We start from the raw sequence: 11,088 nt of genomic DNA on the forward strand, positions 1-11,088 counted from the left end.
AGTCGGAGAGCAAGCCGCGCCAGGCTTGCGCGCTTATGGCCAGAAGCAGCCACTGGTGAGCAACGGCTTCCGGCCGACCATCTCCACGTCAGAAGGTGATTACGATCTTTCCAAAATCTGGCCCTTTGAGTTGCTGGGCAAAGGCGTCCCTGGCATTACCAAAGTGAAAGCGGTGTCCAATTATCGGATGGATTCCTTTGCGTTCGATGAAGGTATTCATCTCCTCGAACAATTGCCGCGAACCGACACGCACGCCGCGTACAGTGACCATACCGCCAAGAATAAGCATTGGGTCAATCTTCCCAACCGGATTGATCAGGCCAACCAAATGCACCGTACCGTCACGCCGGGTTGCTTGTATGGAGCGTTCCAGCGTATCAGGACCAACGGTCTCGATTACGTGATCAACACCTTTCCCACCGGTCAGCTCGCGTGCTTTCTTGTGCCAGTCCGGATCGGCCTGATAGTTGATCAAGTGATCCGCCCCGGCTGCAGCTGCGCGTGCCAGCTTGGCGTCGCTGGAAGAGGTGACAATCGTTCGGGCGCCAAGCGCTCTGGCAAATTGCAGTGCGAACAGGGCTACGCCGCCAGTGCCCAGAATAAGCACTGTTTGCGAAGGACGTACCTCTCGCACGGCATTCCAGGCTGTCACCGCAGCGCAAGGTAAGGTGGCGCCCTCTTCGAAAGACAAATTCCGGGGTAATGCCACCAATCCTTCCTGATTGAAAACACGGTATTGCGTCAGTGTGCCGTCAACTCCGTGACCAAGCGTCGTGCTCGAATTTGCTGCGTGATCGCCGAGGGGGCCATACAGCCAGTCCTGCACAAAGTTACCTGCCACGCCATCGCCCACGGCGAAGCGACTTACACGCTCACCCACCGCTACGACTTCGCCAGCGCCGTCCGATAGCGGCACGGTTGGGCGAGGCAACTGAATACCCTGTGCGCCAGCCAGGTAGAAATTGTCCTTGTAGTTAAGTGATGCGGCGCGCATCCGGACCAATACTTCGTATGAGCCGATGGCAGGCACAGTCTCGGTAAACAGTTGCAGCGATTCCAGGTTTGGCGCTGTCAGCCGATAGGTTTGGGACGTCTTCATGCTTCAACCTCTACTGCGTTTTGTTCTGCCAGAGTCGGGTAGTCGGTATAACCTTGCGATCCGCGTGAATAAAACGTCGCGAAGTCGGCGCAATTCAAATGAGCGCCGGCCTGCAAACGATTGACCAGATCAGGATTGGCCAGGAATGGCCGGCCGAAGGCAAGAAATTCGGCCTCGCCTCTTTCCAGTGCGCCAGCTGCATTGGCCTGGTCAAAACCACCTGCCAATACGAGCGGACCGTTGAAAGCATCGCGCATGGCGTCACGCAGGCTGATGGGCAGCGGCGGCAGCCCCATCGACTCGAAGTTCACCAGGTGCAGGTACATGAGGCCGAATCTGGAGAGTTGCCGAGCAAGCTCTACATATTGCGCGTCCATTTCTGCATAGTTGAATGCACCATTCGCTCCGCTGTGGGGCATGAAGCGGATGCCTACACGCGCCGCGCCAATTGCGTCCACCACCGCCTGAACTACTTCCAGAATGAAACGGTTACGCGCGGACGAACTTCCGCCGTATGCATCAATACGTTGATTGATGGTTGCGTTGAAAAAGGAATCAAGCAGATAACCGCCACCTGCATGCAGCTCCACACCGTCAAAACCGGCTTCAATGGCGAGGCTCGCGGCGCGTACAAATTCGGTGATGGCTAACTGAATGTCGGTGGTATCCATTGCGCGGGGAGCGGAGGTAGCCTGCAAGCCATGTGCGTCAGTATGAATGTCACCGGGTGCGCGCTCCGCACCAGGGCCAAGCACTTCTGCGCCAATGGGCAAATTGGCGACATGCGCTACCCGACCGGCGTGCATCAGCTGAAGTACGACCTTGCCACCCTTGGCATGCACGGCGGCGGTGACCTGCTTCCAGGCTTGTACGTGGGAGCCATTGAATAAGGCTGGCATGCGCGCGTAGCCCAGGCCGTTCGGTGACGGTGAGGTGCCTTCAACGATGATCAGCCCCGCGGATGCGCGCTGAGAGTAATACTCGGCCATCAAAGCGTTGGGTGTGTTGGCTTCAGTTGCCCGGCTGCGTGTCATCGGCGCCATGATGATGCGATTCTTTAAATACAGCTCGCCAAGCAGTGCCGGGTGATGCAAAGAGAGGGTCATTACAGGCTTCCTGTGTAAAAGGTGCCCGCAATGTTAGGTCGGGAGTTATTATGGAAAAAGATGAAGCAATGACATGTGCTCGTGCATTTTTGGGATAATTGATCTTGGACTTGAATGACATTGCCCTGTTCGTTCACGTGGTACGTGCAGGCAGCTTTGCAGAGGCTGGGCGACGGTTGGGTATTCCGCCCAGCACTGGAAGCCGTCGTCTGCAAGCACTGGAACGCAGCGTCGGCGTACGCTTGCTGCAGCGCTCAACGCGCCGTTTGGCATTGACAGATGCCGGCCAGGCCTTTTTTGCACAGTGTGCAGAGCAGATCGACGCACTGAACCAGTCTGCCCAGGATCTGGCAGACAGCAGCAAACAGCCGAGCGGCCGGGTTCGAGTGGCAGCCGGCGTGGACTTCTTGAACTGGTTTCCCATGGAGTTGATTGCCGACTTCATGGCCAGACATCCCGCCGTGCGAGTGGAGTTTGTGCTTAGCGATGCTCGCGCCGACTTACTGGCTGACGGCATCGATGTCGCCGTCAGGTCCGGCAAAATGGTGGAGCCAATGCTGGTGGCAAAGGAAATCGGTTGGATTGAGTGGCGTATGGTTGCCAGCCCTGACTACCTGTCCACCCATGGAACACCGATCAGTCTGCAAGATCTGACCCAGCATGAATGCATCACGCGGCCCGCGATTGGCGGCACTCCGGTCACATGGCAATTGCGCGGTCCAGACGGCATGATCGAAGTGCCCGTCAGCAGCCGCTTTCAGGTGAACACACATCAGGCACAGCTAGGCGCTGCGCTGGCAAGCCTGGGTATTGCGCTGGTACCTTCCCTGACCACACTCGCACATCTGGAACAAGGAGTATTGAAGGAAGTTTTGCCCGGCTATAGCCATGAGGCAGGTGTCTACTTTGTATTTCCGAGCAGGCGGCACATTCCGCGGGCTGTTCGCGCGTTCACGGAATTTGCCAGTACTGTCCTGTTTGAGCGGGGCATGGTTCTGCCTTCCCGGCATCAACGTTCGGAGAACTCTTAACGGTTCTTTATCGAGGAAGTGATCACTCAGCCAATGGGACGCAGCGCTGGAGGATAAGAAATCCAAGGTCTGCTTCTGGCCGATAGCTGCCTGCCGCCAAGGGCCGCTTCCGACCCAGGCTGCCGGTGGTGATGGAAAAGGAGACTCGTTTCCCGGCGGGCAGGTTCTGCACTTATGGTTCGATGCCACGACGGGATCGTGGCGAGCGTGGTAATGCACGGTCAGTGGGTATTTTCGAACCTCGTTCAGTGGCAGTTTCTGGCAGTTCTCCGCTGTCGTGGTGAAAAAGCGAGATGCCCAAATTCAATGTGGTCAGATTGAACGCAGATGGGTTGTCACATGCAGTGCAATTTCGCAGTCAGCATGATGCAAAACCTAAAGACGGACGCTGGCAAAGGTTGATTCGTCGCGGGCGTCGTTGAGCGTCGACAACGCCCTGGATAACGGTGACAGCACCAGGGTTTGCGGCAACGGAATCATCGCGACGTGTTTCGCGGTGTTGGAGCTAACGCGCTCGTCGCGTGGCGGAGTACCGTAGTATTCGCGGTAGCACTTGGAAAAATGTGGTGTAGATACGAATCCACAGATAGACGCCACTTCGATGATCGACATCGGCGTTTGTTTAAGCAGTTGCCGTGCGCGAACAAGGCGCAGTTTCAAGTAGTACCGCGATGGCGAGCAGTGCAGGTACTTCTGGAACAGGCGCTCGAGTTGACGGCGCGACACCGAAACGTAGACGGCCAGCTCATCCAGATCGATCGGCTCTTCCAGGTTGGCTTCCATCAGCGCAACGATTTCCTGCAATTTTGGCTGGTTGGTGCCGAGCATGTGCTTGAGCGGCACACGCTGGTGATCCTGTTCGTTGCGGATGCGCTCGGAGACGAACATTTCCGAAATGGCCGCCGACAGTTCACGACCGTGATCGCGACTGATCAGGTGCAGCATCATATCCAGCGGCGCGGTGCCGCCGGAGCTGGTGAAGCGGTTGCGATCGAGGGTGAACAGCCGGGTGCTCATGTTCACTCGCGGGAAGGCTTCCTGCATGGCGGCCAGACATTCCCAGTGCACGCTGCAATCGAATCCATCAAGCAAGCCGGCGCTGGCCAATGCCCAACTGCCGGTGCACACCGCGCCGAGGCGCTTGGACTGACGCGCCTGGCTCTGCAGCCAAGTAATGTGCTCACGGGTAACGGTGCGTTGAATAGCGATGCCACCGCAAACGATCACAGTGTCCAGTGTCGGGGCCTTGTGCATGGCGGCGTCGGGGGTGATTTGCAGGCCGTCACTGGCCCACACCTGACCGCCATCTACGGTCAGGGTAGACCAGCGATACAGCTCACGACCCGATAGCTGGTTGGCCATGCGCAGCGGTTCGACCGCCGAGGCCAGGGAAATCAATGTGAAATTATCCAGCAGCAGAAAGCCTATGGATTGTGGCGTGCGGTTCTGGGGCTGGGCCCCGGAGTTGAGCGTCGTCATCGCGGTATCTCCTCACACAAAGCGAGTGGTGGCCCTAGGCGCGGGCTCTTTTTATTACCCATCCAGTAAATGGCGGGCTACTGGTATTGACCCAATTAGGCAGTGCTAGTGGCTACTGGGTGATTTTCTGGCTTTAGTCGAGCCGGATCTCCCAGCCACACCATCAAGCATGTCCCAACCAAAAGTATTGCCGCCACTGCGAAGAAAGGCATCGAGTAGCTATGGGTGGCATCTTTGATAAGGCCAATCATGAAGGGGCCAGTAAATCCGCCGAGATTGCCGATGGAGACAATCATTGCAAGGCCACCAGCGGCGGCGCGACCAGTGAGGAAGGTTGATGGGATTGCCCAGAACGTCGCCTGGAAGGAAAGGATGCTTGCGACAGTTAAACAGAGGCAGGCAATCTTCAAAACAGGATGCTCAATGAATGCCGCAGCGACAAGCCCCGCAGCAGCCATCGACAAAGCGCCCACAACATAAGGTAAGCGTAGTCGGCTTTGATTGGCCAAGCGAGCCCATAGAGTCATGGCAATCGCACCTAGCAGATAGGGGAGGGCTACGACCAGTCCTACCATGCCGCTGGCGATACCGAGGCTTTTGATGATTTGCGGGAGCCAGATACCGATACCAACGGAGCCTACGATGCAGCAGAAATTAACTGCTGCAAGCGTGAAGACCTTTGGATTTGTTAATGCAGCACGCAGGGTATTGCCGTGGGAAGCACTGATGTCCTTTTGTTCTTGAGACAAACGATTGTTCAGCCATGCTTTTTCCCGAGCGGACAGCCACTTGGCCTTTGCCGGGGAGTCGACGAGTAAGAAGAGGCAAGCGATGCCAAGGAGCACTGCGGGCATAGCTTCGGTAACTAGAAGCAGCTGCCAATTTTTCAGGCCCATCACCCCATGCAATTCGAGTAACCAGCCCGATAGAGGCGAACCTACAATATTGGCGACCGGTATTCCGAGCAGGAAAGCGGCAGTCGCTTTGGCTCGCCATTTACCTGGGAACCAATAGGTGAAGTACAAGTACACGCCGGGGGTAAATCCGGCTTCAGCGAGCCCGAGCAGGAACCGCGCGATGCTAAAACTGATCGGGCCAGTCGCGAAAGCTGTGGCCATGGAGATGAGTCCCCAAGTGATCATGATGCGGGCTATCCAGACGCGAGCGCCAAAGCGTTGCATCAGGAGATTGCTGGGAATTTCGAACATGAAATACCCAAAAAAGAACAAGCCGGCGGCCCATCCAAACATCGTCGCAGTCAGCTCCAAGTCCTGGTTCATGCTGATAGCGGCAAAACCGATGTTTGTTCGATCGAGATAGCTGATTACATAGCAAAGAAAGATGAAAGGAATGATTCGCCACAGTATGCGGCGCATCAAGCGTTCGCCCTCGGCTTCGCTGAGTGGCGCTAAGCCAGTCGAATTGTCATTAGTCATGTCGTCACTTCTTTTGTAGTTGTTGTGTGAGCTGCAATTGGTTTCAGCTGTGGGAGTACATCGTTAATCCCGGTGTCGAGGTGCGTACTTGAAGAATGCTTCCTGTCTCAGATTCGGTGATGAACAGTGTTCGACCATCCTCGCCACCGAACGCCAGGTTGGTATTGCTGATGCCGGCACAGGAGACGATGCGCTGCAGAGGCTCTGCGACTTTTGATAGCTTCCAGATTGAGCCGAAACCGGTATGGGCAATGTAGAGATTGCTATCTGCATCGATGGCAAGACCATCTGGGCCACCGAGGCCGCCGTGTAACTGAGCGAACACCCCGACTTTGCTTACGATCGAACCGTTGCCTAACGGGATTCGCCAGATCTGCTGAGCACGAGTGACGGCGATAAGGAGGTGATTCAGCTTAGGGTCGAAGACGATCCCGTTGGGGCTGGGAATAGTGTTGAGCAGGCAAGTCAGGTTGCCGTGGGTATCGAGCTTGTAAACCCGACCACTCGCGTCTTGTAGACCGGTCTGGCCCTGGTCGGTGAAGTACAGATCGCCATTGGGCGCAAAGACGAGGTCGTTCACGCCCTTGAATCCCTCGGAGCCCGCTGATTCCAGAAACGGCTGAATATCGCCACTTTCCGGATCGAGCACCATGATTCCCCGCTTGTAGTCCGTGATGAAAATTCGCCCGTCTTGGTGAATTTTCAGGCCGTTCGGCCAGCCGTCATAGGTACAAACCAGTTCCCATTCACCTTGAGGCGAGATTCTAAAAATCCGTCCATTCGGGATGTCCGTTACGTACAGACGGCCTTCGCGATCAAACGATGGGCCTTCCAAAAACGAGTCGATCGCGCGTCCCTGGCGGTTGGCATTCGCCCAAGCCGTGGGTCGGGCGTTTCGGAAATGATCCGGCAGGCGGGTAAAGACGGTTGTTTCGAGGGCCGGTGGGGCGGCAAAAAAGCTCATGTTTGCTCCTGGCTGGGAGTCGGGGGTTTTGGCCCGAGAATTATTTTTGTTGTTGTAATGCAACGTCATTTCAAAATAAATCATCGTGCGACGAAAGGCGACTGTATTTTTTTCTCGCGCGGTAAAGACTCTATGGGGCTAAATTGGGGGCTTGACGGGGTGTGATGTTTTCTGAATATCTATAAAAAGGAATGGCGTTTCAAAAATAATAAAAGCGGAGTTCTTTGCATGTTCAACTTTCAATGGCGCACACCCAGCCTCCCTGCGGTGCTCTGCGATTTCGCGATCATTGCCGGAGGCGCTTTGCTGCTTGTGCTCCCCCAAGGTCGGTTTGCTGAACGCATGGCCCGGGTTTCAATTGCTTCAGCAGACCTGGCGCAGGATTGAGCTCAATTGCGGCTCTGCTTGCAGTGCTGAATCGCAAATATTTTCCACAACAAAGAAAAACGGGCGTCCGCCAACGGGCGCTCGCGGGGAGCGTTTGTTTGAAAATTACCTCCATGTATCGCATTGCCACAGCGGTTGGTTGTGGGCTCGCAGGCACCGTTGCTCAGGCTGATTTTTTGAAGGACAGCCATGCCGATCTGTCGATGCGCAATTTGTACTTCAACAGCGACAACCGTGATGGTGCTGCCAATCCTTCAAAAACGGAGGAGTGGGCTCAGGGTTTCATCCTCGATTACCGCTCCGGCTACACACCCGGGCTTATCGGAGTCGGTGTCGATGCCATGGGCATGCTTGGCGTCACTTTGGACAGCGGAAAAGGCCGGCACCTCGGTAGCACGATGATCCCTTCCGATGGCGACAGCGCGGCGAGTGAGTGGAGCAGTTTCGGCGCGACTGCAAAGGCAAGGTTGAGCCAGACCGAGCTGCGATATGGTCAATTAATGCCAAAGATACCGGTGCTGGTAGCGTCTGATGGTCGATTGCTGCCGCAGACGTTCCAGGGCGTGCAGTTGCAATCCAGGGAACTGGATAATTTCACGTTCATGGGTGGTGCGCTGAACCGTGCGAAGGGGCGAGCCTCGACCGATCGCACAGGCCTGGCTGTAAACGGCGGAACACAGGAAAGTAACCGTTTTTACTATGGTGGTGTCGACTACCGCGTTAGTCGCTCCTTGTTGCTTCAGTACTATGGAGGACAGCTGGAGGACTACTACACGCAACATTTCCTAGGACTTAACCACAACTGGAATCTTGGCGATGAAGGCTCTTTAACTACCGACCTCAGGTATTTCAGAACCCGTTCCGACGGCGCCAACAGCACCACCTCCGGTCGTAGTCAGGGGTTTGTGGCCAGTGGATATACCTCGGATGGCGACGGCGAGATCGACAATAATCTCTGGAGCGCTGCCTTCACCTATCGCTTCGGCGGACATGCGCTGACCCTGGGTTATCAAGACGTATCCGATGACAGCAACTTTGTGCAGATCAATCAGGGCTCAATCGATAAGGGGGCCGGTGGTAGCAGTCTTTATCTATTGACGGACAAGATGCTGCTCAACTTCACGCGTGCTGGGGAGCGAACTGGGTTTGCGCAATACGCCTATGACTTCGCCCCTCTTGGTGTGCCTGGGCTCAAAGCTACTGTGATGTATCTGAAGGGGGATCACATCCAGACAAAGAGTGGCATGGAGCAGTCGGAATGGGAGCGGGACATCTCTCTGGATTACGTAATCCAAAGCGGCACCTTTAAGAATCTGGGCTTTACCTGGCGCAATGGAATGTCGCGCAGCGAGGCGACGCGCAACGGCGATCAGAACCGCCTGATCGTCAATTACACATTGCCGCTGTTCTAACTCACACTCCGTAAAGACTTATCCCTTCAAGGGCAAGGCATGCGACCGTCGCTTTGAGGTTGCGTGCCGACTGCCATCATCTCTTTTTCTGCTCAGCGGTGCATTTCAGTATCGATTGAGCCATCAGCGTGCTCGAACTCCCGACTACCATTCTAAAGTGCATCAGAACTAGGTGGTTGGCTTCGATCGAGGTGCAGCAAATCCTGGAAATGGTTGGGATTGTTCGCGGCCTCAAACCGGTCATCCACAAAAATAGAACGTCGTTGCATTTTTGTCGTTGTGAAGGCACTGTATGTTCCGCGCGCTGTCTTGAATCATGAGCTGGTGCACTGATTCACACGGCTTCATGGAATTGAGCGCATTACAAATTTAAAAAACTATCGGATTTCCGCTAAGCGTAGGTGAGACAAGAAAATGGCCAAAGCCGCCGATGTAGTTGTGCAATGCTTGGAAAATGAAGGCGTCGAATATGTGTTCGGCATTCCCGGCGAGGAAAATCTCGACCTGCTTGAATCTCTACGCAAGTCGAACATCAAGCTTGTGCTGACTCGTCATGAGCAATCTGCTGGCTTCATGGCCGCCACCTACGGCCGCCTCACGGGTAAGACCGGCGTTAGTCTTTCAACGCTCGGCCCAGGCGCGACCAACTTGGTAACTGCTAGCGCATACGCCTATCTGGGCGGTATGCCGATGATGATGATTACGGGCCAGAAGCCGATCAAGAAGTCCAAGCAAGGCCGTTTTCAGATCATTGACGTCTGCGGCATGATGGCTCCTATCACCAAGTACACACACCAGTTCGCCTCGGCAGACAACATCCCGGCGCGGATGCGTGAAGCGTTCCGTCTCGCAGAAGAAGAGAAACCTGGGGCCGTCCACCTGGAACTGCCGGAAGATATCGCCGCCGAGCAAACCGATAGCACGCCGATCCCGCCGAGTCTGCACCGCCGTCCATTGGCCGAGCATAAGGCCGTCGAGGCCGCTGTAGAGAAACTTCAGAACGCTCGCAGCCCAATCCTGGTGATTGGTGCAGGTGCCAACCGCAAGATGACCGCCAAGGTTTTGAAGCAGCTGATTGACGATACCGGCATCCCATTTATCACTACCCAGATGGGCAAGGGCGTGGTTGATGAACGCCATCCGCGTTTCCTCGGGAATGCCGCGCTGTCGTCGGGAGACTTTGTTCACCGCGCCGTGGAGGCTGCCGACCTGATTGTCAATATCGGTCACGATGTGATCGAGAAGCCACCTTTCTTCATGGTTCGTGGCGGCACCGAAGTCATACACATCAACTTCCGTGCAGCTGAAGTCGATGCTGTGTATTTCCCGCAGATTGAAGTAATTGGTGACATCGCCAACGCCGTCTGGCAGATCGGCGAAGCACTGAATGACACCAGTCATTGGGACTTCACACGTTTGATGGCGATCCGTGAGGCGAACGAAGCCCAAATCATCGAAGGTGCGGACGACGACCGATTCCCTGTCTACCCGCAACGTCTGGTTGCCGACATTCGTCGCGTATTGCCGTCCGATGGCATCGTTGCTCTGGATAACGGCATCTACAAGATCTGGTTTGCCCGCAATTACAAGGCTCACAAACCCAACACCGTGCTGCTGGACAACGCGCTGGCAACCATGGGCGCGGGGCTGCCTTCAGCTATGGCCGCGCACCTGGTATACCCGGATCGCCCGGTGATCTCAGTGTGTGGCGACGGCGGCTTCATGATGAACAGCCAGGAACTGGAGACAGCGGTTCGCCTGAATATGAACTTGACCGTGGTAATCCTGCGTGACGATGGCTACGGCATGATCCGCTGGAAGCAGGCCAACATGGGCTTCACCGATTTCGGTCTGGACTACGGTAACCCGGACTTCGTTAAGTACGCAGAGGCATATGGCGCCAATGGCCACCGCGTGGAGAGCGCCGAAGGTTTCCTGCCGCTGCTAGAGCATTGCGTCAAAACACCAGGTGTGCACGTGATCGACTGTCCTGTCGATTACAGCGAAAACGACCGCATCCTGAACACGGAGTTGCGCCAGCGTAGCGCGGCCATTTGATGCATGGCGGGCAACCAAATGCCCGCCGTACTTTTATGAGTGAGTACAGGAGCTGCTCCATGCAATTCAATGATTCAAGCCTTTTCCGCCAGCAAGCCTTCATCGATGGCGCGTGG

At 55.7% G+C, this 11,088-nt stretch carries 9 protein-coding genes; 4 read left to right on the forward strand and 5 right to left on the reverse strand.

Annotated elements, in window-relative coordinates; all coding sequences use genetic code 11:
* Positions 1-88 precede the first annotated feature (88 nt).
* A complete protein-coding gene (locus tag ACLD1X_RS27695; RefSeq protein WP_429373262.1) occupies positions 89-1,099 on the reverse strand; it encodes a zinc-dependent alcohol dehydrogenase family protein in 1,011 nt (336 codons plus the stop codon).
* On the reverse strand, positions 1,096-2,205 hold the full coding sequence (locus ACLD1X_RS27700) for an alkene reductase (protein WP_429373264.1): 1,110 nt from the start codon (positions 2,203-2,205) through the stop codon (positions 1,096-1,098). The genes ACLD1X_RS27695 and ACLD1X_RS27700 overlap by 4 nt, the downstream gene beginning before the upstream one ends.
* 110 nt (positions 2,206-2,315) lie before the next feature.
* On the opposite strand from ACLD1X_RS27700, the gene ACLD1X_RS27705 reads away from it, so the two are divergent.
* Entirely contained in the window at positions 2,316-3,236 is a 921-nt protein-coding gene (locus ACLD1X_RS27705; RefSeq protein ID WP_429373266.1) for a LysR family transcriptional regulator, read from the forward strand.
* A gap of 375 nt (positions 3,237-3,611) precedes the next feature.
* Here the strand turns inward: ACLD1X_RS27705 and ACLD1X_RS27710 are convergent, their stop codons facing one another.
* The 3 genes from ACLD1X_RS27710 to ACLD1X_RS27720 form a co-directional block, all read right to left on the reverse strand.
* Positions 3,612-4,715 carry a GlxA family transcriptional regulator gene (locus tag ACLD1X_RS27710; protein ID WP_429373268.1) on the reverse strand — a complete coding sequence of 368 codons (1,104 nt, stop codon included), beginning with the start codon at positions 4,713-4,715 and terminating at the stop codon, positions 3,612-3,614.
* A gap of 95 nt (positions 4,716-4,810) precedes the next feature.
* Positions 4,811-6,151 (reverse strand): MFS transporter, encoded by a 1,341-nt coding sequence (locus ACLD1X_RS27715; RefSeq protein ID WP_429373270.1) that lies wholly within the window; start codon positions 6,149-6,151, stop codon positions 4,811-4,813.
* Positions 6,152-6,194: 43 nt separating this feature from the next.
* Complete coding sequence (locus tag ACLD1X_RS27720; protein WP_429373272.1) at positions 6,195-7,115, reverse strand: SMP-30/gluconolactonase/LRE family protein; 921 nt, start codon at positions 7,113-7,115, stop codon at positions 6,195-6,197.
* Between the two features lie 228 nt (positions 7,116-7,343).
* Between ACLD1X_RS27720 and ACLD1X_RS27725 the strand changes: the two genes are divergently transcribed.
* From ACLD1X_RS27725 to ACLD1X_RS27735, 3 genes are all read left to right on the forward strand, one after another.
* Positions 7,344-7,502, forward strand: a complete 159-nt coding sequence (locus tag ACLD1X_RS27725; protein ID WP_429373274.1) for a hypothetical protein — start codon at positions 7,344-7,346, stop codon at positions 7,500-7,502.
* 113 nt (positions 7,503-7,615) lie between these two features.
* Positions 7,616-8,914, forward strand: a complete 1,299-nt coding sequence (locus ACLD1X_RS27730; protein ID WP_429373280.1) for an OprD family porin — start codon at positions 7,616-7,618, stop codon at positions 8,912-8,914.
* A gap of 414 nt (positions 8,915-9,328) precedes the next feature.
* Positions 9,329-10,972, forward strand: coding sequence for an acetolactate synthase large subunit (locus tag ACLD1X_RS27735; RefSeq protein ID WP_429373276.1), 1,644 nt, complete (start codon positions 9,329-9,331; stop codon positions 10,970-10,972).
* Positions 10,973-11,088: the final 116 nt, after the last annotated feature.

Source organism: Pseudomonas sp. 18173, assembly GCF_050432945.1.
In the GTDB taxonomy this organism is placed as follows: Bacteria; Pseudomonadota; Gammaproteobacteria; order Pseudomonadales; family Pseudomonadaceae; genus Aquipseudomonas.

What these genes read in the sequence shown, in the direction of transcription:
- ACLD1X_RS27695 (WP_429373262.1), bottom strand. Translation starts at nt 1,099, where the DNA reads ATGAAGACGTCCCAAACCTATCGGCTGACAGCGCCAAACCTGGAATCG.
- ACLD1X_RS27700 (WP_429373264.1), bottom strand. Translation starts at nt 2,205, where the DNA reads ATGACCCTCTCTTTGCATCACCCGGCACTGCTTGGCGAGCTGTATTTA.
- ACLD1X_RS27710 (WP_429373268.1), bottom strand. Translation starts at nt 4,715, where the DNA reads ATGACGACGCTCAACTCCGGGGCCCAGCCCCAGAACCGCACGCCACAA.
- ACLD1X_RS27715 (WP_429373270.1), bottom strand. Translation starts at nt 6,151, where the DNA reads ATGACTAATGACAATTCGACTGGCTTAGCGCCACTCAGCGAAGCCGAG.
- ACLD1X_RS27720 (WP_429373272.1), bottom strand. Translation starts at nt 7,115, where the DNA reads ATGAGCTTTTTTGCCGCCCCACCGGCCCTCGAAACAACCGTCTTTACC.
- ACLD1X_RS27725 (WP_429373274.1), top strand. Translation starts at nt 7,344, where the DNA reads ATGTTCAACTTTCAATGGCGCACACCCAGCCTCCCTGCGGTGCTCTGC.
- ACLD1X_RS27730 (WP_429373280.1), top strand. Translation starts at nt 7,616, where the DNA reads ATGTATCGCATTGCCACAGCGGTTGGTTGTGGGCTCGCAGGCACCGTT.
- ACLD1X_RS27735 (WP_429373276.1), top strand. Translation starts at nt 9,329, where the DNA reads ATGGCCAAAGCCGCCGATGTAGTTGTGCAATGCTTGGAAAATGAAGGC.